The organism is Actinomadura xylanilytica, from assembly GCF_030283145.1.
Taxonomy (GTDB): Bacteria; Actinomycetota; Actinomycetes; order Streptosporangiales; family Streptosporangiaceae; genus Spirillospora; species Spirillospora xylanilytica.
In genome coordinates, this window is the sequence record NZ_JASNWE010000001.1 from 944,949 (window position 1) to 971,869 (window position 26,921).

The 26,921-nt window shown below is 72.5% G+C and carries 22 protein-coding genes; 12 read left to right on the plus strand and 10 right to left on the minus strand.

The genetic code is table 11. The features are described from left to right. Positions 1-57: 57 nt before the first annotated feature. Positions 58-1,272 carry an imidazolonepropionase gene (gene hutI / locus QP090_RS04475; RefSeq protein ID WP_285937168.1) on the minus strand — a complete coding sequence of 405 codons (1,215 nt, stop codon included), beginning with the start codon at positions 1,270-1,272 and terminating at the stop codon, positions 58-60. A gap of 540 nt (positions 1,273-1,812) precedes the next feature. Then, the gene (hflX, locus tag QP090_RS04480; protein ID WP_432763007.1) at positions 1,813-3,309 is read right to left on the minus strand and encodes a GTPase HflX; all 1,497 of its coding nucleotides are present in this window, start codon (positions 3,307-3,309) and stop codon (positions 1,813-1,815) included. Positions 3,310-3,541: 232 nt separating this feature from the next. Between hflX and aceB the strand changes: the two genes are divergently transcribed. From aceB to QP090_RS04505, 5 genes are all read left to right on the plus strand, one after another. Continuing rightward, on the plus strand, positions 3,542-5,149 hold the full coding sequence (gene aceB / locus QP090_RS04485; RefSeq protein ID WP_285937169.1) for a malate synthase A: 1,608 nt from the start codon (positions 3,542-3,544) through the stop codon (positions 5,147-5,149). Between the two features lie 44 nt (positions 5,150-5,193). Then, on the plus strand, positions 5,194-6,642 hold the full coding sequence (locus QP090_RS04490) for an FAD-linked oxidase C-terminal domain-containing protein (protein ID WP_285937170.1): 1,449 nt from the start codon (positions 5,194-5,196) through the stop codon (positions 6,640-6,642). Continuing rightward, positions 6,642-7,853 (plus strand): FAD-binding oxidoreductase, encoded by a 1,212-nt coding sequence (locus QP090_RS04495; protein WP_285937171.1) that lies wholly within the window; start codon positions 6,642-6,644, stop codon positions 7,851-7,853. Before QP090_RS04490 ends, QP090_RS04495 begins: the two co-directional genes overlap by 1 nt. Then, positions 7,853-9,241: a (Fe-S)-binding protein gene (locus QP090_RS04500; RefSeq protein WP_285937172.1), complete on the plus strand. Its 1,389-nt coding sequence runs from the start codon at positions 7,853-7,855 to the stop codon at positions 9,239-9,241. Before QP090_RS04495 ends, QP090_RS04500 begins: the two co-directional genes overlap by 1 nt. A 135-nt stretch (positions 9,242-9,376) precedes the next feature. After that, positions 9,377-10,084, plus strand: a complete 708-nt coding sequence (locus QP090_RS04505) for a hypothetical protein (RefSeq protein WP_285937173.1) — start codon at positions 9,377-9,379, stop codon at positions 10,082-10,084. Between the two features lie 288 nt (positions 10,085-10,372). Here QP090_RS04505 and QP090_RS04510 read toward each other — a convergent pair whose 3' ends face one another. The 4 genes from QP090_RS04510 to QP090_RS04525 form a co-directional block, all read right to left on the minus strand. After that, positions 10,373-12,130, minus strand: a complete 1,758-nt coding sequence (locus QP090_RS04510; RefSeq protein ID WP_285937174.1) for an ABC transporter family substrate-binding protein — start codon at positions 12,128-12,130, stop codon at positions 10,373-10,375. Next, complete coding sequence (locus tag QP090_RS04515) at positions 12,127-13,008, minus strand: ABC transporter permease (RefSeq protein WP_285937175.1); 882 nt, start codon at positions 13,006-13,008, stop codon at positions 12,127-12,129. The genes QP090_RS04510 and QP090_RS04515 overlap by 4 nt, the downstream gene beginning before the upstream one ends. Beyond that, the gene (locus QP090_RS04520) at positions 13,005-14,006 is read right to left on the minus strand and encodes an ABC transporter permease (RefSeq protein ID WP_285937176.1); all 1,002 of its coding nucleotides are present in this window, start codon (positions 14,004-14,006) and stop codon (positions 13,005-13,007) included. Before QP090_RS04520 ends, QP090_RS04515 begins: the two co-directional genes overlap by 4 nt. Positions 14,007-14,091: 85 nt before the next feature. Next, positions 14,092-15,066 (minus strand): hypothetical protein, encoded by a 975-nt coding sequence (locus tag QP090_RS04525; protein ID WP_285937177.1) that lies wholly within the window; start codon positions 15,064-15,066, stop codon positions 14,092-14,094. Positions 15,067-15,167: 101 nt separating this feature from the next. Here QP090_RS04525 and QP090_RS04530 point away from each other — a divergent pair, with 101 nt between their 5' ends. Together QP090_RS04530 and QP090_RS04535 are read left to right on the plus strand one after the other, a co-directional pair. Next, on the plus strand, positions 15,168-15,779 hold the full coding sequence (locus QP090_RS04530) for a TetR/AcrR family transcriptional regulator (RefSeq protein WP_285937178.1): 612 nt from the start codon (positions 15,168-15,170) through the stop codon (positions 15,777-15,779). 503 nt (positions 15,780-16,282) lie between these two features. After that, positions 16,283-18,244 (plus strand): sensor histidine kinase, encoded by a 1,962-nt coding sequence (locus QP090_RS04535; protein WP_285937179.1) that lies wholly within the window; start codon positions 16,283-16,285, stop codon positions 18,242-18,244. A 240-nt stretch (positions 18,245-18,484) separates the two neighbouring features. On the opposite strand, the gene dapF is transcribed toward QP090_RS04535, so the two are convergent. Further along, a complete protein-coding gene (dapF, locus tag QP090_RS04540; RefSeq protein ID WP_285937180.1) occupies positions 18,485-19,345 on the minus strand; it encodes a diaminopimelate epimerase in 861 nt (286 codons plus the stop codon). Between the two features lie 27 nt (positions 19,346-19,372). Further along, positions 19,373-20,314, minus strand: coding sequence for a tRNA (adenosine(37)-N6)-dimethylallyltransferase MiaA (gene miaA, locus QP090_RS04545; RefSeq protein WP_432763008.1), 942 nt, complete (start codon positions 20,312-20,314; stop codon positions 19,373-19,375). A 163-nt stretch (positions 20,315-20,477) separates the two neighbouring features. On the opposite strand from miaA, the gene QP090_RS04550 reads away from it, so the two are divergent. Continuing rightward, positions 20,478-20,714: an antitoxin gene (locus QP090_RS04550; RefSeq protein WP_285937181.1), complete on the plus strand. Its 237-nt coding sequence runs from the start codon at positions 20,478-20,480 to the stop codon at positions 20,712-20,714. Here QP090_RS04550 and QP090_RS04555 read toward each other — a convergent pair. Together QP090_RS04555 and miaB are read right to left on the minus strand one after the other, a co-directional pair. Then, positions 20,699-21,439, minus strand: a complete 741-nt coding sequence (locus QP090_RS04555) for a class III extradiol dioxygenase subunit B-like domain-containing protein (RefSeq protein ID WP_285937182.1) — start codon at positions 21,437-21,439, stop codon at positions 20,699-20,701. The genes QP090_RS04550 and QP090_RS04555 overlap by 16 nt on opposite strands. Positions 21,440-21,497: 58 nt before the next feature. Then, complete coding sequence (miaB, locus tag QP090_RS04560) at positions 21,498-23,036, minus strand: tRNA (N6-isopentenyl adenosine(37)-C2)-methylthiotransferase MiaB (RefSeq protein ID WP_285937183.1); 1,539 nt, start codon at positions 23,034-23,036, stop codon at positions 21,498-21,500. Between the two features lie 302 nt (positions 23,037-23,338). On the opposite strand from miaB, the gene QP090_RS04565 reads away from it, so the two are divergent. From QP090_RS04565 to QP090_RS04580, 4 genes are all read left to right on the plus strand, one after another. Continuing rightward, complete coding sequence (locus QP090_RS04565) at positions 23,339-24,061, plus strand: amino acid ABC transporter ATP-binding protein (RefSeq protein ID WP_285938574.1); 723 nt, start codon at positions 23,339-23,341, stop codon at positions 24,059-24,061. A 41-nt stretch (positions 24,062-24,102) separates the two neighbouring features. After that, a complete protein-coding gene (locus tag QP090_RS04570) occupies positions 24,103-24,972 on the plus strand; it encodes a glutamate ABC transporter substrate-binding protein (RefSeq protein WP_285937185.1) in 870 nt (289 codons plus the stop codon). Between the two features lie 194 nt (positions 24,973-25,166). Continuing rightward, positions 25,167-25,859: an amino acid ABC transporter permease gene (locus QP090_RS04575; protein ID WP_285937186.1), complete on the plus strand. Its 693-nt coding sequence runs from the start codon at positions 25,167-25,169 to the stop codon at positions 25,857-25,859. After that, a complete protein-coding gene (locus QP090_RS04580; protein ID WP_285937187.1) occupies positions 25,856-26,863 on the plus strand; it encodes an amino acid ABC transporter permease in 1,008 nt (335 codons plus the stop codon). Before QP090_RS04575 ends, QP090_RS04580 begins: the two co-directional genes overlap by 4 nt. Positions 26,864-26,921 lie beyond the last annotated feature (58 nt).

Here is a 26,921-nt window from a genome sequence, read left to right on the forward strand (position 1 = left end):
CTCATGACGCCCTCGCCGGCCCACCGGCGCGGCGAGCCGATGGGCCGGCGGAGACGGTCAGGGCTGGACGGGGACGCCGCCGCGCCACACGCGCAGGGCGCGGAGGCCGAAGGCCCAGGCGAACGCACCTTCGTGGTCGGCGTCCCACAGGACGATGTCGGCGAGCATGCCCGGCGCCAGGGAGCCTCGGTCGCCGACGCGGAGGGCGGCGGCGCCGCCGAGGGTCGCGGCGCGCAGGGCCTCGGTGACGCTGAGCCCGAACATCGCGACCGACAGGCCGATGACCAGCGGCATCGAGGTGATGCCGCACTGGCCCGGGTTGTGGTCGGTGCCGAGGGCGACGGTGACGCCGCGGTCGAGCATCGCGCGGACCGGTGCGGGTGGGCGGGCGCTGTTGAGGGCGCTGCCGGGGCAGACGGTCGCGGTGACGCCGGCGTGCGCCAGCGCCTTGATGTCGTCGTCGTTGGCCTGGGTGAGCAGGTCGGCGGAGGCGCAGCCCACCTCGGCGGCGACCTGGGCCGCGCCGATGCGCTCGTTGGCGCAGGCGTGCATGCGGGCCTTGAGCCCGGCGCGCTTGCCGGTGAGCAGCAGGGCGCGGGCCTCCTCGGCGGTGAAGTGGCCCTCGTCGCAGTACACGTCGATGCTGTCGGCGCCCGCGGCGGCGGCGTCGCCGGCCCAGGTGCGGACGGCCTCGATGTAGTCGCGGCGGCGGCCGAAGAACTCGGGCGGCAGGATGTGCGCGGCGAGGAAGGTGGCGTGGATGCGCGGCATCGAGGGCTCGCCCTCGAGGGAGCGCAGCAGCCGGATGTCGGCGAGTTCGCCGTCGCGGGTGAGGTGGTAGCCGGTCTTGGCCTCGACGGTGGTGGTGCCCGCGAGAATCCACTGGCGGAGCCGTTCGCGGACGCCGTTGCACAGCGTCCAGGGGTCGGTGCCGCGGGTGACGGTCACGGTGGAGTTGACCCCGCCGCCCGCCGCGGTGATCGCCGAGTGCGACGAACCGGAGGTGCGCATGGCGAGCTCGGCCCAGCGGTTGCCGGCGTAGACCGGGTGCGAGTGGGCGTCGATGAGGCCCGGGGTGACCAGGCCGCCGCCGAGGTTCTCCACGTGGTCGACGTCGACGATGTCATCGATGATGCCGGGGACGCTCTGGGGCAGGTCCGACGCGGGCCCGGCCCAGACGATCCGATCGTCGTGGATGAGAACGGCGGCGTTGCTGCATACGTCGGTGCCCGTCCAGAGCCTGCCGATGTTCGTCAACAGCCGAACCGTCATCTGGTCACCGACCTGGGTGGAACAACGCGCCGTACGGCGCTGTACCGGACGCCATGGAGAAGGCCACCTGCTCTCGATCCGAAACGCCGACTGGGTGCCGGCGATTCATCGTTGAAGGGGCGGGTGATCGGCTGATCACCACGAGCAACGAGACCGGAGATATCGGTTTCGTCACGGTAGTGCACTGGAGGCCCGGCCGACAACCTCTGACCGACGAACGCGCCTCCTCCTGGGATAGTTCCGGAGCCCTGGACCACGGGGCTCCGGGCGGGTCGCGCGCCGGCCCCGACCGGCGGGCAGGACGAATTGCGCAGATCACTCATTAATCCGCGCACCCTCTGGTCGTAGCGCATCGACGCCATCACCCCGCCCTTAGCTATACGACCGTACGGAATCCCAGGGAGCCGTCAAGCGGAATGGGGAACCTGTCACCGTTCGGCGGCCACTATGGGACCGCATTTTGCAATTCGGCCAGTCCGGAACCCGGTCCGGGAACGTCGTGGGGGCCGTCCGGCGGACGGCCCCCACGGCGCGGGCGGATCAGGTGGCCGGGGCCAGATCCTCGTACGGGTGCAGCTCGTCCGCCAGACCGGCCGGAACCCGGGCGTGCAGCGCGGTGCCCTCGGGGGTGTGCTCCTGCTTGAGCACCTCGCCCCACTCGTGGACGCGCGCGACCAGGTCGCCGCGCTCGTAGGGGACCAGCGCGCGGACCTCGCACTCGAGGCCGGGGAGCCGCGCGTCGATGGCGGCGCGCAGTTCCTCGATGCCGGATCCGGTGCGGGCCGAGACCACCACGCTGTTCGGCTCGCGCCGCTGTAGCCGCGCGATGGACAGGTCGTCGGCCGCGTCGGCCTTGTTGATGACGATCATCTCGGGGATCCGGTCGGCCCCGATCTCGCGGAACACCTCGCGGACCGCGTCGATCTGCGCCTCGGGGTCGGCGTCGGAGCCGTCGACGACGTGCAGGACCAGCCCCGCGTCGGTGACCTCCTCCAGCGTGGAGCGGAACGCCTCGACGAGCTGGTGCGGCAGGTGCCGGACGAAGCCGACGGTGTCGGCCAGCGTGTAGGTGCGCCCGCCCGGGGTCTCGGCCCGGCGCACGGTCGGGTCGAGCGTGGCGAACAGCGCGTCGTCCACCAGCACGCCGGCGCCGGTGAGCCGGTTGAGCAGGGACGACTTGCCCGCGTTGGTGTAGCCGGCGATGGCCACCGCCGGGACGGCGTTGCGCCGCCGCTCGCCCCGCTTGGTGTCGCGCGACTTGGACATCTCGGCGATCTGGCGGCGCAGCTTGGCCATCCTGGTACGGATCCGGCGCCGGTCCAGCTCGATCTTGGTCTCACCGGGCCCGCGCCCGCCGATGCCGACGCCGCCGGCGGCGCGCCCGCCGACCTGGCGGGACAGGTTGCCGCCCCAGCCGCGCAGCCGCGGCATCAGGTAGTCGAGCTGGGCCAGCTCGACCTGTGCCTTGCCCTCGCGGCTCTTGGCGTGCTGGGCGAAGATGTCGAGGATCAGCGCGGTCCGGTCGATCACCTTGACCTGGACGGTCTCCTCCAGGTGCCGCAGCTGGCCGGGGGCCAGCTCGCCGTCGCAGATGACGGTGTCGGCGCCGGTGGCGATGACCACGTCGCGCAGCTCGGCGGCCTTGCCCGAGCCGATGTAGGTGGCGGGGTCGGGACGGCTGCGGCGCTGGACGAGCCCTTCGAGAACCTCGGATCCGGCGGTCTCGGCGAGGAGGGCCAGCTCGCGCAGCGAGTTCTCGGCCGTCTCGGCCGTGCCCTCGGTCCAGACGCCGACGAGGACGACCCGTTCGAGCCGCAGGGAGCGGTACTCGACCTCGGTGACGTCGGTGAGTTCGGTGGACAGCCCGGCGACGCGGCGCAGTGCCCGGCGTTCCTCGAGATCGAGTTCCCCGGTCATGGGCTCGTCCTCGGCGGGTTCGCGGGACCCGGGCGGCCCGTGCGGGTCGCGGGCCTCTCGGGCCTGGCGGCGGAGTTCCAGCTCGTCCGGACTGTGGTCTGCGGAGAAAGGTTGAGTCATATGTCCTCTGATAAACGCCGCGGGGCGGCTGTCTCTTCCCGCGATCGTCTCACGCCCGTCGGCGCTGGTCACTCCGATTATCCGCCGGTCTCGGGGGCATGCCCGTGACGGGCTCGGCGGCCCGGGTACCGGCCGCACCTCGTGGGACGGGCCCCTTTGACCGGGCCGAGCATCGCCGAGTAGCGTTCTCCACATAACAGAAGTCGAATTTCGCTATACGAAAGGCGCGCAGATGGCTGCACTCGAAGGCATCGAGGTCACCGGTCCCCTCCAGGACCGGTACGACGAGATCCTGACGCCCGAGGCGCTCAGCCTCCTCGCCGCCCTCCAGCGCGAGCTCGGCGCCCGGCGCACGGAACTGCTCGCGGCCCGCGCCGCGCGCCAGGAGCGGCTGTCCGCGGGCGGGACGCTGGACTTTCTCCCGGAGACCGCCACCGTCCGGGCGGACGAGACCTGGCGGGTCGCCCCGCCGGCGCCGGGCCTGGAGGACCGCCGGGTCGAGATCACCGGCCCGACCGACCGGAAGATGACGATCAACGCGCTCAACTCGGGCGCCAAGGTGTGGCTGGCCGACTTCGAGGACGCCAACACCCCGCTGTGGAACAACATGGTCGAGGGGCAGCTCAACCTGCGGGACGCCCTCGACCGCACGATCGACTTCACCGACCCCAAGAGCGGCAAGTCCTACGCGCTCAAGGAGGACGGCGAGCTGGCCACCATCGTGGTCCGCCCGCGCGGCTGGCACATGGAGGAGAAGCACGTCCTCATCGACGGCGCGCCGATGTCGGGGTCGCTGTTCGACTTCGGCCTGTACCTGTTCCACAGCGCGCGGCGGCAGCTCGAGAAGGGCAGGGGCCCCTACTTCTACCTGCCGAAGATGGAGAGCCACCTCGAGGCGCGGCTGTGGAACGACGCGTTCAACCTCGCCCAGGACGTCCTGGAGATCCCGCGCGGCACGATCCGCGCGACGGTGCTGATCGAGACGATCCCGGCCGCGTTCGAGATGGAGGAGATCCTCTTCGAGCTGCGCGACCACTCCGCGGGGCTGAACGCGGGCCGCTGGGACTACCTGTTCTCGGTGATCAAGAAGTTCCGGGACCGGGGCCGCGACTTCGTGCTGCCCGAGCGGAACGCGATCACCATGACCGCCCCGTTCATGCGCGCCTACACCGAGCTGCTGGTGCGCACCTGCCACAAGCGCGGCGCGCACGCGATCGGCGGCATGGCCGCGTTCATCCCGTCCCGCCGGGACGAGGCGGTCAACAAGGTCGCGCTGGAGAAGGTGCGGGCCGACAAGACCCGCGAGTCCGGCGACGGGTTCGACGGGTCCTGGGTCGCCCACCCGGACCTGGTGCCGATCTGCCGCGAGGTGTTCGACGGCGTGCTCGGCGACCGTCCGAACCAGCGCGAGCGGCTCCGCGAGGACGTCACGGTGTCGGCCGCCGACCTGCTCAACGTCAAGGCCACGCCGGGCGACATCACCGAGGCGGGCCTGCGCGGCAACGTGGACGTGGCGCTGCGCTACCTGGCCACCTGGCTGGACGGTGCGGGCGCGGTCGCGATCCACAACCTCATGGAGGACGCGGCCACCGCGGAGATCTCGCGGTCCCAGGTGTGGCAGTGGATCAACAACGGGGTGGAGTTGAAGGACGGCCGGAAGGTCACCAAGGAGTTCGTCGAGCGGATCCTGGACGAGGAGCTGGCCGGCATCCGCGCCGACCTCGGGCCGGCGTTCAACGAGCCGCGCTACGACCAGGCCGTGACGCTCTTCAAGGAGGTCACGCTGGCGGACGAGTACTCCGAGTTCCTGACGACCCCGGCGTACGAGCAGATGCCGTGACGCGGTAGGGACCGGCCCCGGCGCCGGCTCTCGGAAGGTGGGAGATGAGCGAAGGACTCGCACGGCTGGCCGGACGGTTCGGCCGGCTGCTGGGACCCGATTCCGTGATCACCGATCCGGTGCGACTGCGCACCTACGAGTGCGACGGCCTCACCAGCCACCGGGCGTCGCCGGGGCTGGTCGTCCTGCCGGACACGGCGGAGCAGATCGCGCAGATCGTCCGCGACTGCGCGGCGGCGGGCGTCCCGTACGTGGCGCGCGGGTCCGGGACGGGGCTGTCGGGCGGCGCCCTGCCCCGCACCGACGGGGTCCTGATCGTCACGTCCCGGATGCGCCGGATCCTGGAGATCGACATCCCGAACCGGCGCGCGGTCGTCGAGCCTGGCGTGATCAACCTGGACGTGACGCGGGCCGTCCGCGCGGACGGCTACCACTTCGCGCCCGACCCCTCCAGCCAGCAGATCTGCTCGGTCGGCGGCAACGTGGCCGAGAACTCCGGCGGCGCGCACTGCCTCAAGTACGGCTTCACCGCGCATCACGTGCTGTCCTGCGAGGTCGTCACGCCGGACGGCGAGATCGTGGAGCTGGCCGCGGACGGGCCGGGCTACGACCTGCTCGGCGTCTTCGTCGGCGCGGAGGGCACGCTCGGCATCGCCACCAAGATCACGGTGCGGCTCACCCGGTCGCCCGAGGCGGTGCGGACGCTGCTGGCCGCGTTCGGCTCGATCGAGGCGGGCGGCGGCGCGGTCTCGGCGATCATCGGCGCCGGGGTGCTGCCGGCCGCGATCGAGATGATGGACGCGCTGTCCATCGAGGCCGCCGAGGCCGCGGTGCGCTGCGAGTACCCGCCCGGCGCGGGCGCGGTGCTCATCGTGGAGCTGGACGGCCCCGAGAGTGAGGTGGCGCACCAGTTCGCCGAGGTCGAGCGGCTGTGCCGGGACGCCGGCGCGTTCGAGATCCGGGTGGCCGCGGACGACGCTGAGCGCGCGCTGATCTGGACCGGCCGCAAGTCGGCGTTCGCCGCCATGGGCCGGATCAGCCCGGCCTACCTGGTGCAGGACGGCGTGATCCCGCGCACCTCGCTGCCCCGGGTGCTGGCGAGCATCGACGCGCTGTCGGCGGCGTCGGGGGTGCGGGTCGCCAACGTGTTCCACGCGGGCGACGGCAACCTGCATCCGCTCGTGCTCTTCGACGACGCCGAGCCGGGCGCGGCCGAGCGCGCCGAGGAGGTCTCCGGCAAGATCCTCGACCTGTGCATCGAGCACGGCGGGTCGATCACCGGGGAGCACGGGGTCGGGGTCGACAAGTCGCGCTACATGCCCCGCATGTTCACCGAGACCGATCTGGACACCATGCAGATGGTCCGCTGCGGATTCGACCCGGCGGGGCTCTGCAACCCCGGCAAGGTGTTCCCCACACCGCGTCTGTGCGGCGAGGTCCCGGGCGTGCGCAAGGGGCCCCACCCGTACGAGGGAAAGGCGGACCTGTTCTGATGCGCCCTCTGGACGCCCTGGCGGAGGTCTGCGGCGATGTGCGGCCCGGCGCGCCCGAGGAGGGCGTGCTCGGCGTCGTCCCGGGCCTGGTGGCCGCGCCCGCGACGGCGGCGGAGGCGGCCGGGGTGATGCGGGTCGCCGCCGAGCACGGGCTGGCGGTCGTCCCGCGCGGCGCGGAGACCCGGCTCGACTGGGGGACGCCGCCGGACCGCTGCGATCTGCTGGTCGACACGCACCGGCTGGCCCGGATCGTCGAGCACGCCTCCGGTGACCTGGTGGTCACGGCCGAGGCGGGGCTGGCGCTGGACGAGCTGGCCGCCGCGCTCGCGGCGCGCGGCCAGCGGCTCGCCCTCGACCGTCCGCTGCCCGGGTCGACGGTCGGCGGGACGATCGCGGCGGCGGCGGCCGGGCCGCTGCGGCTGCTGTACGGGTCGCCGCGCGATCTGGTGATCGGGCTGACCGTGGTCCGCGCGGACGGCGAGGTCGCCCGGTCCGGCGGCAAGGTCGTCAAGAACGTCGCGGGGTACGACCTGGGGCGGCTGTTCTGCGGCTCGTCCGGCACGCTGGGGCTGATCGTGGAGGCCACGTTCCGCCTGCACCCGGTGCCGGCCGCCCACGCGTACGTCACCTGCCCGGTCACCGGGGCCGCGCAGGCGCACGAGGCCGTCCAGTCGCTGTTGCACTCGCCCATCGCACCCAGTGCGATCGAGGTCCTCGCTCCCACACCGCCCTCCTGCACGGTGGGTGTCCTGCTGGAGGGCGTCCCGGAGGGCGTGACGGCACGCACCGCCCAAGCGACGGCTCTGCTCGGCCCAGACGCACAGGTCTGCGAAGAGCCGCCTGAAGGGTGGGGCCTCTACCCGGACGGCACCACTCTCCTCGACGTCACCGCTCCCCCCACCTCGCTCACGCACCTCCTGACCGAAATCGGTGCGGACGCCTTGACGGCCACATGGAGCGCCATCGGACGCGGCTACGTCGGTCTTCCCGCTGAGACCGCACCGGACAAGGCTGCGGCCATCATCGCCGGGCTGCGGGAGGGCCTCGCCAGACACCGCGGCTCTGCGGTGGTCTGCTACGCCCCTGCGGACGTGCGCGCCGCGATCGACTTCTGGGGGCCGGTGCCTGCCGCGAAACTGATGCGCCAGGTCAAGGACCAGTTCGACCCGGGGCACCGCCTGTCCCCCGGCCGTTTCGTGGGAGGGATCTGATGACCGCGCCGGACGAGTCCCCCGAGCAGCCGGCTTCCTCGGCAGAGGCCCCCGAACTGCTCCCCCAGTTGCTCGGTGAGTGCGTGCACTGCGGGTTCTGCCTGCCGACCTGTCCCACGTACGTGCTCTGGGGCGAGGAGATGGACTCCCCGCGCGGACGCATCCACCTCATGCAGCAGCACGCCGACGGCGCTCCGCTCAATGGCGCGATGGTCGAGCACTTCGACCGCTGCCTGGGCTGCATGGCGTGCGTGACGTCCTGCCCGTCCGGCGTGCAGTACGACCGGCTGATCGAGATGACCCGGGCGGAGGTCGAACAGGAGCATCCGCGTTCGCCCAGGGAACGGGTCATCCGCGAGGCCGTCTTCCGGACGTTCCCGTACCCGAGGCGCCTGCGGGCGCTTCGCGCTCCCCTGCGCGCGTACCAGTGGACCGGGCTTGACCGCCTCGTCCGGCGCACCGGCCTCTTGGAGCGCATCTCTCCGTCCCTCGCCGCCATGGAACGGCTCGCGCCGCCGCTGGGACGTGCGCCCCGGCTACCGGAACGGGTCGCGGCGCGAGGTGGCCGCAGGGCCACGGTGGGGATGCTCACCGGATGCGTCCAGCGCGAGTTCTTCCCCGGTGTCAACGCGGCCACCGCCCGCGTGCTGGCCCTTGAGGGCTGCGACGTCGTCATCCCCAAGTCGCAGGGCTGCTGCGGCGCGCTTTCCCTGCACGCCGGACGAGAGGACGAGGCCCGCGCGTTCGCGCGCCGCACCGTCGAGGCGTTCGAGGCCGTCGACGTGATCGTGGTGAACTCGGCGGGCTGCGGGTCGGCGATGAAGGAGTACCGGACGCTGCTGGGCGGCGACCCCGCGTGGGCGCGCCGGGCCGAGGCACTGTCCGCGAAGACCCGTGACCTGGCCGAGTTCCTGGTGGAGCTGGGGCCCCGCGCGGAACGGCGGCCGCTTCCGGTCAGCGTCGCCTACCACGACGCCTGCCATCTGTCCCACGCGCAGGGGATCCGGAGCCAGCCCCGGGCGCTGCTGGCCGGGATCCCCGAGCTGACCGTGCGTGAGGTCGACGGCCCCGAGCTGTGCTGCGGGTCCGCCGGGACCTACAACGTGCTCCAGCCGGAGGCCGCGTCCGAGCTGGGCGACCTCAAGGCCGCCGGCGTCCGCGCGACGGGCGCCGAAGTGCTCGTGGCGGCCAACCCCGGCTGCTCGATGCAGATCGCCACGGCGCTCGGCAGGCAGGGCGCCACCATCGCCGTCGCGCACACGGCGGAGGTCCTGGACGCCTCGCTGCGGGGCCTCGGCGCCGCCGCGCTGACCCGCCGGAGAGCCCCGGGCGGCAGCACGGACGGCAGCGGTCCGTCAGGCCCTCGGCAGCGCTTCGTAAGGCCCTGACCTGCCATTTCCGTCCTTTTCCCCTTGGGGGACACCCCTGCACCACCGATCCGGGCGTCATGTATTGTGTCGAGCCCCGCAGGCAGGGCGCGCTTACTGAGCCTGGAGAGGCCCGAGGGAGCACGGAGAGCGACCATGTCCAACAGCCACCGTTCACATCGCCGCCGCAAGAAGCACAGCGCGGGCAGGCTCGGCCTGGCCGGCGCCCTCACCGGGGTCCTCGGGATCGCGGCGGTGGCCGGCGGCATCATGGTGGTCCGGCACACCTCGGACGGCGGCGGGTCCACCCCGCCGTCCCTGACGAGTCAGGTCGGTGGGACGGGCGGCCTCTCGGTGGCCGCCGCCCCCAAGGGCGGCCCCGCGCAGAGCTTCACCACCCCCGAGGGCTACGGCTACGACCTCTCCGCCGTCAAGACCGGCACCGACGCGCGCCCGCTGAGCGGCAGCACCCCGCCGCCGTCCGGGTCGAGCTACGCCTACGCCGACTACGTGCTGACCAACAACCAGCGGCGGCCCGTACTGCTCGACTTCCCCTCCGACCTGTTCGTGCCGCTCTCCCAGGTGCCGGGTTCGGCCCGCGAGCGCTGCATGCCGCAGCCGGGCATCCCCGAGCACATGTGCACCCTGCCCAACCACAGCGAGGTCACCGCCCGCCTGAACGGCTCCAAGGCGCCCATCGAGGAGGACGGCGAGAAGCTCATGCCCGCCGGCGCGTCCTACCTGGTGCGGATCGCCGCCGACCTGCCGGTCAAGGACGGCCTCGACGCCGCCGACCTCAAGCTCTACGTGTGGGACGCCCGCTTCACCAGCGACCGCAAGGGCGTCGAGATCGCCTTCCCCTGACCCGCAGGCTCCTAGGCCGTATTTCAGAACCCCGGCCCGGCGTCCTCGCCTGGCGGCTGTGTTTTCAACGCCCGGCCCGGCGTCCTCGCCTAGGGCTCGGACGCCGACCGTGCTTGGGCGAGCGCGACATCGCTTCGCGATCTGGCCGGTGGGGCTCGCCTCCGGCTTCGCCCCACCGGCCAGATAACGCGCTCGCCGACGGCCGAGGCACTTTGAGACAGGCCCTAGCTGGCTGCCGTCCCCGGCTGCCGTGCCCCGCGTGAACTTCCCGGAGTCGGCGGCGCAGGGTCAGCCCCTGGTGAAGCCGATGTTCTCGTAGCCGGGCTGGTAGAAGCCGCAGGCTCCCAGGTTGGCCAGGCCACGCCGGGTGGCGACGAGCTGCGGGCGCTGGTAGAGCGGCAGGACGGTCGCATGCCGCCAGATGAGACCGTCCGCGGCGTTGACCAGGCGCCGGGCCCGCACCGGGTCGGGTTCGGCGATGGCGCGGTCCAGCGCGGCGTCGATGGCGGCCGTCCCCGATCGCGAGTAGTTCTGCCGGATCCGGCCGCCGCTCGGCCGGGCGAAGACCGACCGCAGCGGCGACACCGGGAACGAGGTGCCCAGCCAGGAGAACGGCACGATGTCGAAGTCGCCGGGCGTGACGTACCGGGCGAGCAGGTCGTCCCCCGGTACCGGGCGGATGTCGAGCCGGACGCCGATCCGCTCCAGCAGCGCCCGGGACAGCTCGCCCTCCCGCTTGCCGCCGGGCACCCCGGCGGGCACCACGAACCGGAGCGCCAGCGTCCGCCCGCCCTTCTCCCGGTACCTGCCGTGCGGTGGCCAGCCCGCTTCGTCCAGCATCCGCCGCGCCCGTGCCGGGTCGTAACCGCCGTACTCACCGGAGTTGTCGCGGTAGCCCTCCTGGGTGTTGACGTAGAAGTGGTTGCCGAGGGGCTCCGCGGTCAGCCCGAGACCGGTCAGATCGGACCGGACGAGGGTCCGCCGGTCGATGCCCAGCATGACGGCCCGCCGCACGCGCACGTCTGAGAGCACGGGCCCGGCGGCGTTGAACGTGAAATGCCGCCAGTCCGGCCCGCCCGCCCTGCGGACGACCGTGCCCGGAGCACGCTCGGCCCGCCGCAGTGCACCCGCGTCGACGCCGACGTCCATCAGGTCGATCTCGCCGTTGGCGAACGCGCCGGGCACCGCGCCGCTGTCCAGGGCGCGGTAGACGATGCGGTCGAGTTTGGCGGCCCGTCCCCACCAGGCCGGGTCGCGGACGGCGGTGACGGTCTCGGCGGTCCGGTCGATCCGCTGCACTTTGAAGGGCCCGGCGGTGACCGGCATCCGATCGAGCCAGCCCGTGTTGAACGCCGCGGGGTCGGAGGTGGCCGCGGCCGGGTAGAGCGGGCTGAACAGGCTCCGCCAGTCCGCGTAGGTCCCGGCGAACGTCACCCTCACCTCTTGGTCGTCCGCCCCCCGCTCGACCCGCCGGATCTGCCGGTAGCCGACGTCGGTGGACACCTGGTAGCGCGGGTCCCGTCCCGACAGGGCGTGCGCCTGGGCGGCCAGGTCGCGGTAGCCGATGGGCCTGCCGTCCGACCACCGCGCCCGGGGGTTCATCCGGTACGTGACGACCTGGTTCGCCCCCGTCCGGGTCGCCCGTGCCGACAGCAGGTAGTCCGGCACGGGATGCGGTACGGCCTTCTCGTCCGCGCGCATGAGGTACGGCAGCAGCCCTTGGACGACGCGGTCGACCACACCCGTGCCTCCATTGACGTGGAAGAAGTTCCACTGCGTGGGGAACTCGGGCAGCGGCCACCGGAGCGTCCCGCCACTGCGGACGCGTTCGCGCGGCGTGGGGTTGACGTCGTAGGCGGGGAGCCGTCCGGACGGGCCGGTCCCGGCCTCGCCCGTAGAGGCCGCGCCGCTGCAACCGCCACCCGCGGCCGCCGCCGCGCACAGGACCGCGGCCACGACCAACGGTCGGCGGCGCGTTCTCACCGGCCGGACGCACGGGTCCATCTCGTCGATTCCCTTCAGCAGTTCGCGGACCCGGACGTTCACCGGGCGTCCGCCGGATCGAGCGCGTCGCGCAGCCCGTCGCCGAGCAGGTTCACCGCCAGCACGATCAGCGCCAGCATCCCGGCGGCGAACCCGAACGGCCACGGGTGGGTGGTCGCCGTGCCGCCGCCGTCGGCGACAAGCGTGCCGAGGGAGACGTCGGGCGGCCGGACGCCGAGGCCGAGGTGGGCCAGCCCGCTCTCGGCGACGATCGCGGCTCCGACGTTGAGGCTCGCGTCCGCCACCAGTAGCGACGCCAGGTGCGGCAGCAGATGCCGGACGATCACGTGCGGCGCGGTCGCCCCGAGGAACCGCGCCGCCAGCACGAACTCCCGTTCGCGCAGCGAGAGCGTCATCGCCCGGACGGAGCGGGCAGTGACGGTCCACATGAACGCCGCCAGCAGCACGACCAGCGCGGGGCCGCCGGAGCCGAGGGCCGGGGACAGCACGGCGGCGACCAGGACCGGCGGCAGCACGAGCAGCAGATCGGCGCCGCCCATCAGGACGCGGTCGCCCCAGCCGCCCGCGTACCCCGCGACCATCCCCACCACGGCGGCCGGGCCGGTGGCCAGCGCCGCGACGCCGAGGCCGATGAACAGCGACCTCCGCATGCCGCGCAGGACGAGCGCGAAGACGTCCCGTCCGCTCTGCGTGGTCCCGAACCAGTGCCCGGACGACGGCGGCTCCCAGAACGCCGCGATGTCGGTGTCGGCCCAGCCCCACGGCGACGCCAGCGGCCCGGCGAAGGCCAGCGCGACGAGCGCGGCGAGCAGTGCGAGCCCGGCCACGGCACGTCTGCTGCCGAGCACCCGCGTGGGCAGGCCGCCCCTTGTGGCGCTCAGCGGCGGACTCGTCACGACGTCGCGCGGCGGGCTCGTCATGGGGCCGCCGTCGTGGGCGCCGCCGCGACCTCGGCCGTTCGGGTCCGCGGGTCCAGGACACCGCGCACCACGTCCGACACCAGCCCGGCCAGCAGGACCGTCCCGGCGGCGAGGGAGCCCACCGCCGCCACCGCGTTGACGTCGCCATGACCGATGGACTCGACCAGCCACTCGCCCAGCCCGTGCCACCCGAAGACCTTCTCGGTGAAGGCGGCGCCGACCAGCATCAGGCCGAACGCGTAGGCGGAGTAGGCGGTCATCGGGACGAGCGCGACGCGCAGCCCGTGCCTCAGCAGCACCCTCCGCCGCCGCAGTCCTTTGGCCCGCGCCGTGCGCATGTGCTCGGCGCTCAGCACGTCGAGCATCAATCCGCGCTGGTAGCGGCAGTAGAGGGCGACCTGGGAGAGCGCGATCGTGACCGTCGGCAGCAGCAGATGCCGCACCCGGTCGGCCGGCCCGCCCGCGCCCGGCGAGGACTCCCCGGTCCACTCGAAGATCCGCATGCCGGTGACGTCGTTGACCTTGCCCGCCGCGAACTGGAGCAGCACCGCCAGGACGAACACCGGGACGGCCGGCAGCAGCGCCGAACCGGCCACGATGGCGCGGTCGGCGGCCCGGCCGCGCCGCGCCGCCGCGTACGCGCCGAGCAGGACGCCCAGCGCGCAGCCGAGGACCGTCCCGGGGAGCAGCAGTCGGACGCTGACCCCTGCGCGGCGGCGCAGTTCCGCGCCGACCGGGCCGTCCTGCCGGGTGTGGCCGAGGTCGCCGTGCACGACGCCCGCCGCCCACGTCCGGTAGCGGACGGCGAGGGGGACGCGGTCGTCGAGGTTGAGGCGGCGCAGTTCGGCGTGCACGACCGCCTCGGGCGGCCGGGGCGTCCGCGTCTCGAATCCGGCGCGGGGCCGGAGCGCGGTCGCGGCGAGCACGTAGGTGAGGCTGGCGCCCAGCACGGCGAGCACCGCGGAGTACGCGAGCCGCCGCGCCAGGAACACCGCCATGTCCCCTCCCGCGAGCGACGAGCGATCACGGAATGCTACTGAGTCATGACGTTCCGCGCCGGGGGATCGCCAAAAGCGTCCGCCCTCAGGCGAGGACGGGACGGCGCTCGTCCGCTGGAGCCTTCTGCGCCCGGCCTCGGACGGCGCCGGCGGCCAGCAGGGCCAGGCCCGCGACGGCCCAGGCCGTCAGGACGAGCAGCGGCCCGGCCGGCGTCGCGCCGTCGTAGAAAGCGACCGACCGCAGCAGGGTCGCGGACGCGCCGGGCGGGAGGTACTGGCCGATGAGCCCCCACGGCTGCGGCAGCAGCTCGGGGGCCGATGTCGCGCCGGACAGCGGGTTGCCCACCAGCAGGAAGGTGAGGGCGCCCACGCCGGGCCCGGCCCGGCCGAGCACCGCGGCCAGGCCGGCGACGGTGCCGCTGACCGCGAGGATGGTCAGCGCCATCACCCCGGCGACGCCGAGGTAGGGCCCCTCCAGGACCGACAGCCACCCCTGCGCCAGGGCGGTCACGGCCAGCCCGCCGAGGACCGCGAAGGTCGCCAGGCCGGCCGCGCGCCAGGCGATCGCGGGGACGGCGTAGGAGAACAGCACCGCGGCGGCGAGCGCGGACATGACCAGTGGCAGCGCGAGGGCGCCGAACCCCGAGCCGCGCGGGTCGTCGGGATCGGTGGCCACCACGTCCTGGACGGGGGCCGCCGGGGCGCCGCCGAGCGTGGCGGCCATCTGCCCGAGGAGCTGGGCGACGACCGGCGAGGCCGCCGAGGCGACGAGGACCCGCGGACCCGAGGGCGTGGTGACGATCGCGCCGTAGGCGGCGCGGCCGGTGAGGTCCGCGCGGGCGGCGGCCTCGTCCGCCCGGATGGTGATCTCGAACGCGCCGGGACGCTCCCGGTCGAGCCGGCTCGCGACCGCCTCGGCCTGCGGGCCGGCGACGGCGATCGGGACGTCGCGGGGCGCGACCCTGGCGGCGGGCCAGCCGAACGCGATGATCATCAGGAGCTGTAGGACCACGGCGCCGAGGGCCACGCCCACGGCGCGCCCGGCGGATGAGGACCGCACGACCGCCTCCAAAAAACGAATGTCCGTTCTCTTTACCTGCGGCCAGAGTCCCACCGGCCTGCCGAGTTGTCAAGAACGGACGTTCGTTTTATATTGACCGGATGCCACGAGTCAGCGAAGAGCACCTGGAGCGCCGCCGCCGGCAGATCCTGGACGCGGCCCGGTCCTGCTTCGTCCGCCGTGGCCTGCACGAGACCTCGATGCAGGACATCTTCGCCGAGAGCGGCCTGTCGGCCGGTGCCGTCTACCGCTACTTCAAGAGCAAGAACGAGATCATCGAGGCCGTCGCCTCGACCGTGATCAGCGACCTGCACACCTTCCTCGCCGACCTGGTGAACCGCGACCCCATCCCCACGCTCGACACGGTCGTCGGGCTGGTCACCGACAAGATGGTCTCGCTCTCCGGGCCGGACGGCCCGTTGCGGCTCGCGCCCCAGGCGTGGGCGCTGGCGCTCTACGACCCCCGCCTCGGCCACTACGTCGAGGAGAACGTCCGCAATCTGCGCGGGACGTGGATCGCCTACGCCCGGCGGCTCACCGAGGCCGGCCTGCTGCCCGCCGGCACCGACGCCGACGCGGCGGGCAAGCTGCTGTTCGGGCTGCTGCCCGGGTTCCTGCTCCAGCGGCTCATCCTCGGCGACGTCGACCCGGACGACTTCCGGCGCGGGATCCAGGCCCTCGCCCGCGCAAGCATGACCAGCCTCGCGACCTGACCGGCCCCACGAGCAGGCCGGCCCCAGGGCCCACGGCCCGATCGGCCCGGCCCGGACGGCTTCGTTGTTCGATCAGGCTCACGCGCTGAGCCGATGGCGGCCCGCCCGGTGTGCTCCGGGCGGGCCGCCGCCATCTCCACGACGCCCCGCGGTGCTCCGAATCCGCCCCTGTAGAGGATTCGAGGCCCTCGCGCCCCACGTCATCCGCCCGTTCCCCGCCCCGTCCCGCCCCGCCGCGCGCCGCTCCGCCCCCGGGCAAGTGTCGGCGGGCCGGAGTCCCTGCGTCCTGAGGCGATCGCCCCTGGGTCCTCAGGACAGCGAACGGGACGCGCCCCCATTCCCGCAGGCCCGAAAACGCCCGCGGCGCGCCGGGAACGGCACACTAGTACTCCCGTCTCTTCCGCCCACTTCGGACAGCTTGAGAGGCCGAATCCGGTTGTGCCCCTGGGTCTCCGCCACCTGGACGTTTTAACATTCCATTACTTTTGATTCGGGGAGAGCTCATGGAGACGGCGGAGCACGAGCGCAGGGCGGGCCGGGCATCCTCACTGGTCGCCCTGGCGGCGGTCGCGGCCGTCGCCGCCTCGCTGCTGCTCGGTCTCTGGCTGCCCGCGGGGCGGCGGATGGTGTGGTGGCATCCGGAGATCGTGATCGCGGTGTTCTGGTCACCCGTCGCCGCACTGCTGCTGCGCCACCGGCCCGGCCTGAGGGTCGGCCGGCTGATGCTGGCGGCGGGCTCCAGCGCGGCCGTCTACGTGCTGGTCCTCAACCTCGGCCCCTGGTTCGACCTGCGCGGCTGGCCCGGCGCGGGCCTCCTCACCTGGCTCGGGACCTGGCTGTGGGCGGTCGACACGTTCGCGCTCACCCTGGTCCTGCCGCTGATCTTCCCGGACGGGCGGCTGGTCTCCCGCCGGTTCCTGCCGGTGCTGGCGGTGGCGCTGGCCGTGCCGGTGATCGTCTGCGTGCACCTGACGGTCGATCCCGGGGCGCGCCGGTTCCACAACGGCGTCTCGGTCTATCCGTTCCAGGACATCCCGCTCGCAATCAGCGCGACGATCCTCGGCACCCTGGCCCTCGGGCTGCTGTCGGTGTTCGTCCGGTTCCTGCGGTCCCCGCCGGACGTGCGCAGGCAGATCGCCTGGGTCATCTACCCCGGCGTGCTCGCCCAGGCGATCATCTACTTCGGCGAGACCACCCCGATCGGGGACCCGCTGCGCAACATCACCATCGCCGCGGTGCCGGTGTGCATCGCGATCGCCATCACCCGGTACCGGCTGTACGACATCGACGTGGTGGTCGGCCGGACCCTCGTCTACGCCGGGCTCATCGCGGTGCTCAGCGGCGTGTACTTCGCGCTGGCGGGCGCGGCCGGCCTGGTGATCCCCGGCGACGGCCCGCTCGCCGGGCTGGCCGGGGCCGTCGGGGCGGGCGCGGTGTTCGAGCCCACCCGGCGGCGCTTGCAGAGCGGCGTGGACGGGCTGCTGCACAGCGAGCGCGACCCGTACCGGATCGCCGACAAGCTCAACCGGCGCCTGCAGACCGCCGCCGACCCGTCCGCCGCGCTGGCCGTCGCCGCCGAGGTCGCGCGGGCCGCACTGCACGCCACCGGCGTGGTGATCGAGGTGCTGGACCGGGAGGGCCGCACCGCGTCCGCCGAGGACGGCGTGCTCGGCGACGGGCCGCACCTGGTCCCGCTGGTCTGGCACGGCGAGCCGGTGGGACGGCTGCTGTTCGGCGTCACCCGCACCCCCGACGCCCGACTGTCGGGCATCCTGGCCCGCAACCTCGCCGAGCTGGCCAACGCCGCGCGGCTCGCCGCCGACGTCCAGCGGTCGCGCGAGCGGATCCTGCGCACCCGCGAGGAGGAGCGGCGCCGGCTCCGCCGCGACCTGCACGACGGTCTCGGCCCCACCCTGGCCAGCCTCGCGATGACGGTCGACGCCGCCCGCATCACGTTGCAGACCGACCCGGCCGCCGCGGACGCGCTGCTGGAGCGCCTGCGCACCACCATGGGGCAGACCATCGGCGGCATCCGCGAGCTGGTGTACGGGCTGCGTCCGCCCGCGCTGGACGAGCTGGGCCTCGCCGGGGCGATCGAGGCGCTCGGCGGGGTGGTCGCCACCGAGGACGGCCCCCGGGTGGACGTGCAGGTCGACGGCGACCTCGCCGACCTGCCCGCGGCGGCGGAGGTCGCGGCGTACCGCATCGTCCAGGAGGCCCTCACCAACGTGCACCGCCACGCGAAGGCGGGGAAGGCCGTCGTGCGGCTCCATCTCAACGGGGACCTGCACGTGACCGTCGGCGACGACGGCGTGGGGGTGCCCGCCGGGGTCCGCTCGGGGATCGGCATGTCGTCCATGCGGGAACGCGCGGCCGAACTCGGCGGATCGTGCACCGTGGGACCGGGGCCGGAGGGTGGCACCCTCGTCCGCGCCAGGCTGCCGCTCAACGGGGCGCCCGCCTGAACCCGCGTCTCTCAGGTGTGAGGGCCGGTGACCGCCCCCCGCCAAGAAGGTCCGCCACCGGCCCCCGGGCACCGTACGGTTCCGGGGCTCCCATCCCAGTTCCGTGCGGGCCATTCACCAGAGGGTGTGCACTTCAGAAGGTATGCGCCGGGCGGTCCCGGGAGTGAGGGGCAGCTGTCCCGTTCGACCCGGGACCCTTCCGCATGGTCACTCGACACGGCGGCCCGACCGGAACGGCGGCTACAGCCAGCCGGGGTAGGTCTCCCCCTCGGCGACGAGCACGGCGGGGCCTTTGAGGTGGCTCGTCTTCCCGTCGAAGGTGACCGTCGCCCGTCCGCCGGGAACGTCCACGGTCCACTCGCCCCGTGGCAGCGGACCGCCATCGGCACGCGGTCCGCCGTCCGGTCCGGCCGCCGGGCCGATGGTCGCGGCGACCGCCGCCGCGACGATGCCGGTGCCGCACGAACGGGTCTCGCCCGAGCCCCGTTCGTACACCCGCATCTCCAGGTGGTGGTCCCCCAGGACGCGGAAGAACTCGACGTTGACGCCCTCGGGGAACACCGCCGCGTCGAAGCGCGGCGCCCTGCACAGGTCGAGATCCGCGACCGGCGCGTCGATCACGCAGGCCAGGTGCGGGTTGCCCATCGAGACGCGCACGCCGGAGAAGGCCGTCTCCGACAGCGACGCCTCGCCGCGCCCCTGCACCTCGGGCGGGCCCATGTCGACGCTCACGTCGCCGTCCCCGTCGAGGGTGACCCGGCGCAGCCCCGCCCGCGTGGCCACGTCCCACTCGCCGGGCATCGCCAGCCCGGCGTCGACGAGGTAGCGGGCGAAGACCCGCGTCCCGTTGCCGCACATCTCCGCGATGCCGCCGTCGGCGTTGCGGTAGTCCATGAACCACTCGGCGCCGCCCGCGAGCGCCTCCACCGCCGGGTCGCCGGCGGCCTCGGTCCGGACGACGCGCAGCACCCCGTCCGCGCCGATCCCGGCCCGCCGGTCGCACAGCCGCGCCACGGCGGCCGGCGTCAGGTCCAGTGTCCCGTCCGGGTCGGGCAGGATCACGAAGTCGTTCTCGGTTCCGTGCCCCTTCACAAAGCGCATGTCACGATCGTATTGCGCGCCGGCCGGTCACCGCGTCAGGGCCAGCGCGCGATCGGCCAGGCCGGGTGCGTCGCAGGGAAGCCAGGCCACGCGCGGATCCCGGCGGAACCAGGACTCCTGCCGGCGGGCGAAGCGCCGGGTGGCCCTGATCGTCTCCTCCTTCGCCCGCTCCTCGGTCCACTCCCCCGCCAGGAACCGCAGGACCTGCGCGTAGCCGAGGGCGCGGGGGGCCGTCACGCCGTCGCGGAGCCCCGCGGCCTCCAGCGCGCGAACCTCGTCGACCAGGCCCGCGTCCCACATCCGCCCGACCCGCAGCGCGATCCGCTCGTCCAGCTCGGGGCGCGGCACGCTCAGCCCGATCTGCACGACCGCGCCGTACCGGTAGCGGTACTCGGGCATCGTCGCGCTGAACGGACGGCCGGAGATCTCGATCACCTCCAGGGCCCGGACGATGCGCCGGCCGTTGCCGGGCAGGATCGCGTCGGCCGCCGCCGGGTCCCGCGCGCGCAGCCGCGCGTGCAGGGCGCCTGCACCGGCCTCGGCCAGCTCGTCCTCCAGCCGCGCCCGCACGGCCGGATCGGTGCCGGGGAACTCCAGCTGGTCGAGCGCCGCCCGGACGTAGAGCCCGGATCCGCCGACCAGGACGGGCGTCCGGCCCCGGCCGCGGATCTCGGCGACCGCCTCGGCGGCCAGCCGCTGGTACTCGGCGACGCTCGCGGTCTCCCGCACGTCCCAGATGTCGAGGAGGTGGTGCGGGACGCCGCGCATCTCGTCGGCGGCGAGCTTGGCGGTGCCGATGTCCATGCCGCGGTAGAGCTGCATGGAGTCGGCGTTGACCGCCTCGCCGCCCAGGCGCAGGGCCAGCTCCACGGCGAGATCGGACTTGCCCGCGGCGGTCGCGCCGACCACGGCGATCACGTCCGGCCCGGTCACACGCCCGGTCGCCGGGCCGGCCGTCAGCCCGGTCACGGCCGCCTCACCGGCTCGGACGCGGGAGCGGTTCGGGCGTCATCGGGCACATCCATAACGGTCACAGGCTTAATTCTCGCAACATAACGGGTAGGGATCGTATGTACGGGCGTCGGACGGGATCCGGACGACGCCGAGCAGATGAGACATCGGGGGGAACCATATGTCCATCGTCGACAAGGTCAAGGAAATGCTCGGCCAGCACGGTGACAAGGCCAAGCATGGCATGGACAAGGCCGGGGACATGTTCGACCAGAAGACCGGCGGCAAGCACTCCGACAAGGTCGACAAGGCCCAGGAGAAGGGCCGGGACTTCATCGACAAGAACAACCGCGGCGGCCAAGGCGGTGACGGAGGCCCCGGCCCCACGGGCTCCGGTGGCGGTCAGCCCACCTCCTGACCCCTCTCCGGACGCCGCCAGCTCGCGACCAGGTAGCCGACGCCATACGGCTCCTCGCGCGCGAGGAGCCCGGCTTCGAACCGGTTTGCGCCCGCGGCGGCGCCGGCGAGGACCTGCCACGCCGCCCGCCCGGCCACCTGGAGCTGACGGGAAACCTCCGGATCCAGACCGGCTAGGGCGGCGGTGTCGGCACGCCCGAGAGCCTCCGCCACTGCGTCCTCGTACCCGGCCGCACGTTCGTCCAGGGACCCGGGGGCCTTTTCGGACAGGCACGCCGTCCCGTCGCCCATGACCAGCAGTGCGACGCGCGGAGCGCATCCGGCCAGCTCGCGCCCCAGCCTCAGGCACTCGTCAGGGGTCGCGTCGAACGCCACAGACTGGTAGCGCACGCCTTCAGGCGGCGCCTCCGAGGTTCCCTGGCCGAAGAGTGTCCCGTCACGGGTGAGGAGCCAGTGGCCGATCGTCAGCGAGAGCGGCAGATCAGGCCCGCTCCCCCACACGAGGTCAAGCCCGTAAGGGCGCAGCGTGGCGGTCGCCTCGCCACCGTACGCGCGCGTCTCCGGACCGCCCCCGACCACGACGACCGCGTCCGGACGCGAGGCGCCCAGCCGCCGGACCGCCTCGTCGCAGGCGGCGCGCATGGCGTCGAGCTCGGGCGCGGCCTCCCCGGCGGCTTCGGGCACGAGGACGGGCGGGTGCGGGCACACCGCCGCCGAGATCAGCACGCAGAGCCTCCCTGGGACCGGGCCCTCTCCGGACCGGGTGTCCCGATCATGCCGGAGTTCAGCCGCCGGCGGAGCAGCCCGGCTCCACCGGCGGCGCCGGGGCGGGCCGGCCGACGGACGGCATGCCGAGCGGGACGCCCGCTTCCTTCGCCCTGCCCTGCCGGGCCTCCCACGCGTCGCCCGCGCGGGTGCGGCGGACCGCCACCGCGGGCTTGTCGGCGACCAGGTGATGGGGCGCGGCGTAGGTGATCTCCGTCGTGACCATGTCCCCCGGGCGCACCGGCTCGTCCGGCGCCCTGAAATGGACCAGGCGGTTGTCGGGGGCGCGGCCGGACATCCGCCGGGTCGCGTCGTCCTTACGCCCCTCCCCCTCGGCGACCAGGACCTCCAGGGTGCGTCCGAGCTGCTTCTTGTTCTCCGCCCAGGAGATCTCCTCCTGGAGGGCGACCAGCCGCTCGTAGCGCTCCTGCACGACCGCCTTGGGCACCTGGCCGTCCATCGTCGCGGCCGGCGTGCCGGGGCGCTTGGAGTACTGGAAGGTGAACGCGCTGGAGAAGCGCGCCTCCCGGACGACGTGCAGGGTCTGCTCGAAGTCCTCCTCGGTCTCGCCGGGGAAGCCCACGATGATGTCGGTGGTGATCGCCGCGTCCGGGATCGCGGCCCGGACCTTCTCGATGATCCCGAGATAGCGCTCCTGCCGGTACGAGCGGCGCATCGCCTTCAGCACCGGGTCGGCCCCGGACTGGAGCGGCATGTGCAGCGACGGCGTCACGTTCGGCGTCTCGGCCATCGCGGCGATCACGTCGTCGGTGAAGTCCTTCGGATGCGGCGAGGTGAACCGGACCCGCTCCAACCCCTCGACCGCGCCGCAGGCGCGCAGCAGCCCGGCGAACGCCGACTGGCCGCCCGCGGTCATCGCGCGGACCTCGTCCGGCGCCGCGGCCAGGGCCCCGAAGCCCGACCCGTAGGCGTTGACGTTCTGGCCGAGGAGCGTGATCTCCAGGACGCCGTCGGCGACCAGCGCCTCGACCTCGGCGAGGATCTCGCCGGGCCGGCGGTCGCGCTCCTTGCCGCGCAGCGCGGGGACGATGCAGAACGTGCAGGTGTTGTTGCAGCCCACCGAGATCGACACCCACGCCGCGTAGGGCGACTCGCGGCGCGTCGGCAGCGTGGAGGGGAAGGTCACCAGGGACTCTTCGATCTCGACCTGCGCCTCCTGCTGGACGCGCGAGCGCTCCAGCAGGACGGGCAGGGAGCCGATGTTGTGGGTCCCGAAGACCACGTCCACCCATGGCGCCCGCTCGACGATCGTGTCGCGGTCCTTCTGGGCGAGGCAGCCGCCCACCGCGATCTGCATCCCCGGGTGGCCGTCCTTGACCGGGCGCAGGTGGCCGAGGTTGCCGTAAAGCTTGTTGTCGGCGTTCTCCCGTACGGCGCAGGTGTTGAACACCACCACATCGGGCTCGGCGTCGCCCGCGCGGATATACCCGGCCGACTCCAACAGGCCCGACAGGCGCTCGGAATCGTGGACGTTCATCTGGCACCCGTAGGTACGAATCTCGTACGTGCGGGGGCCGGTCTCTGTAGGCGCACTCATGACAATCACCAAGGGTACGCGTCGGGACAGGTCCCCCGTGCGCGATCAGATCGCCCTGGCTAGGGGGCTCGCGGCCGGTCCGCCGCCGCACCGGGAACGGGCCTCCGCACCCGCCGTCCGCCCTGCCGCGGACCCGCCCGCCGACGTGGGGATTCGTGATCGTATCGGTACCACACGGAGGGTTGCCCGGCTATACGAATGACGTAAAGTCCGGGCCCATGACGGACAGCGAAGGCGGGCCCAAGCTCACCAAGGGCGGCGGCGGGCCCCAGGAGGACGACCCGGGCGGCGGGCCCCTCGTTGTGGTCGAGAACGTCAACAAGCACTTCGGCGAACTGCATGTTCTCAAGGACATCAACCTCACGGTGGACCGCGGCGAGGTCGTCGTGGTGATCGGCCCGTCCGGCGGCGGCAAGTCGACGCTGTGCCGGTCGATCAACCGGCTGGAGCCGATCGACGCCGGCACGATCCTGGTGGACGGCAAGGAACTGCCCAAGGAGGGCAGGGACCTGGCCAGGCTCCGCGCCGACGTGGGCATGGTGTTCCAGTCGTTCAACCTGTTCGCGCACAAGACGATCCTCGAGAACGTCACGCTCGGCCCGATCAAGGTCCGCAAGCAGGGCCGGGCCGAGTCGGAGAAGCACGCCATGGAGCTGCTCGACCGGGTCGGGATCGCCAACCAGGCGCAGAAGTACCCCGCCCAGCTCTCCGGCGGGCAGCAGCAACGCGCCGCGATCGCCCGCTCGCTCGCGATGCGGCCCAAGGTCATGCTCTTCGACGAGCCCACCTCGGCGCTCGACCCAGAGATGATCAACGAAGTGCTGGACGTCATGACCGGGCTGGCCCGGGACGGCATGACCATGGTCGTGGTCACCCATGAGATGGGCTTCGCGCGCAAGGCCGCGCAGAAGGTCGTGTTCATGGCCGACGGCCAGGTCGTCGAGGAGAACACCCCCGAGGAGTTCTTCACCAACGCGCGAACCGACCGCGCCAAGGACTTCCTTTCCAAGATCCTCACGCACTGAGCCGTCGGGGCTCCGGCACGAAAGCAGAGGTAGACGAGAGCATGCGAGCACGTCGATACACCGCCGCGATCGGCGCGGCGGTCGCGCTGTCGCTGGCGCTGACCGCCTGTGGCAGCGATGCGGAGAAGACCAACGCCAAGAGCGTCGTCCAGAAGGCCAAGGACGACAAGAAGCTCACCATCGGCATCAAGTTCGACCAGCCCTCGCTCGGCCTGAAGAAGCCCGACGGCACCTTCGAGGGCTTCGACGTCGACACCGCCCGGTACATCGCCAAGGACCTGGGCGTGCCCGAGAGCGGCATCACCTTCAAGGAGACGACCTCCGCCAACCGCGAGTCGTTCCTCGGCGGCGGGCAGGTCGACCTGGTCATCGCCACGTACTCCATCACCGACGCGCGCAAGAAGCAGGTCGGCTTCGGCGGCCCGTACTACATCGCGCACCAGGACACGATGGTCCGGGCCGACGACACCAAGATCAAAAAGGCCGAGGACCTCAAGGGCAAGAAGCTCTGCCGCGCCGCCGGTTCCAACTCCTTCCGCCGCGTCACCGAGGGTCCGCCGGACGGCCAGCTCGCCATCAAGGGCGTCACGCTCGTCGACGCCTCCAGCTACTCCGAGTGCGCCGCCAAGCTCAAGGCCGGCGCGCTCGACGCGGTCAGCACCGACGACCTGATCCTGGCCGGCTTCGCCAACCAGCAGAAGGGCGCCTTCAAGGTCATCAACAACCCCTTCACCGACGAGAAGTACGGCGTCGGGATCAAGCTGGGCGACACCGAGACCTGCGAGGCCGTCAACAAGGCGATCACCAAGATGTACAGCGACGGCTCCGCCGCCAAGATGCTGGAGCAGCACTTCGGCGGTACCGGGTTGAAGCCCACCACGACCGTCCCCAAGTTCGAGGGCTGCGCCTGACCCGATCGTCCAGGGGGCGTCCCCTGGACGATCGGGCCGCGGATCCCGCCGGGGATCAGGCGATCCTCGCTCCGCCGCGGTCCGGCTGATCCCTTCGTGCGGGGTCAGGCGGTGGCCGCCCGTCGCGCCGGCGCACTCCCGGGGGCCTCGTGCCCCCGGGGACCGTCGGCATGGCCCCGACCCGCTGGAACGCCATGGATGACCTATTCAACTTCGGCCCGTTCTTCGACAACTTCGACCAGATCCTCGAGGGGTTCTGGGCGACCGTGCGGCTGTCGGCCGCGGCGGCCGTGCTCTCGCTGATCATCGGTATCGTCCTGGTCGGCTTCCGGGTCGCGCCGATCCCGGTGCTGCGCAACGTGGGCACGGTCTACGTCAACATCCTGCGCAACACCCCGCTCACCCTGATCCTGCTGATGTGCAGCCTCGGGCTGAACGACATCCTGAGCCTGAAGTTCTCCAACGTCTCGGCGACGAGCTACTACTGGTGGGCGGTCCTCGGGCTGTCGGCCTACACCGGGGCGTTCGTCTGTGAGGCGCTGCGGTCGGGCATCAACACCGTGCCGCTCGGCCAGGCCGAGGCGGCCCGCTCGATCGGGCTGACCTTCGTCCAGTCGCTCCGCATGATCATCCTCCCGCAGGCGTTCCGCGCGGTCATCGCGCCGCTCGGCAGCATCTTCATCGCGATGATCAAGAACACCACGGTGGCCGCCGCGGCCAGCTACGCCGAGATCGCCCTGATCATGAAGACCCTGCTGGACGACCCGTCGTTCACCAGCGGGGCGATCCCGCTGTTCATCGGCGTCGCGGTCGGATTCATGATCCTCACTCTGCCGACCGGGTTCTTCTTCGGATGGCTGGCCAAGCGAATGGCGGTGGCGCGATGAGCCAGGAAGCGACCGTACTGTTCGACGCGCCCGGCCCGCGGGCGCGGGCCCGGCACCGCCTGCTCACCGCGATCTCGGCGGTGCTGCTCCTCGCGGTGACCGTGCTGCTCGCGTGGCGGTTCAACGACAAGGGGCAGTTCGAGGCCAAGCTCTGGAACCCGTTCCTCAAGAAGGACGTCTGGCAGCACCTGATCCTGCCCGGCCTGTGGAACACGCTGAAGGCCGCGCTGGTGGCCTCGGTACTGGCGATCGCGTTCGGCATCGTCTTCGGCCTGGCCCGGCTGTCGGATCACCGCTGGGTGCGCGTCCCGGCCGGGATCGTGGTCGAGTTCTTCCGGGCCATCCCGCTGCTGATCCTGATCTTCCTGGTCTTCTTCGTGCCGAACAAGGTCAGCCCGGTCATCGCCGAGTCGCCCTTCGGGACCTTCCAGCGCATCCTGGTCGACAACGTGTTCTCGATCTTCGGTGTCGAGATCAACGCCGGGGTGGTCACCGTGCCCGCGTTCGCCGCGGTGGTGTTCGGGCTGGTGATGTACAACGGCTCGGTGCTGGCCGAGGTGGTGCGCGCGGGCGTCAACTCGATCCCGAGGGGGCAGAGCGAGGCCGCGTACTCCATCGGACTCCGCAAGAACGGCGTGATGCGCCTGGTGCTTCTGCCGCAGGCCGTCACGGTGATGATGCCGGCGATCGTCAGCCAGCTCGTCGTGCTACTCAAGGACACCGCGCTCGGCTTCATCATCTCCTACGGCGAACTGCTCCAGGCCGGCTTCAAGAACGTCCCGCCGAACTTCAACAACAACCTGATCCAGGCGGGCGTCGTCGTCGGCGTGATCTACATCGCGATCAACATGTCGCTGAGCCGCGTGGCGACCTGGCTGGAGGCGCGCAGCCGGCGCAGCCGCAAGACGCAGGCCAAGACGATGGGCGCCGGGGCCGGGGCTCCACCGCCCCCCGGCATGGCGGTGACCGGGCAGACCACCGGGGACACCGGGGGCATCATCTGACCGTTCACCTGACCGTTCACTGCTGAGGGCGCCGCCGGATTCCCGGCGGCGCCCTCAG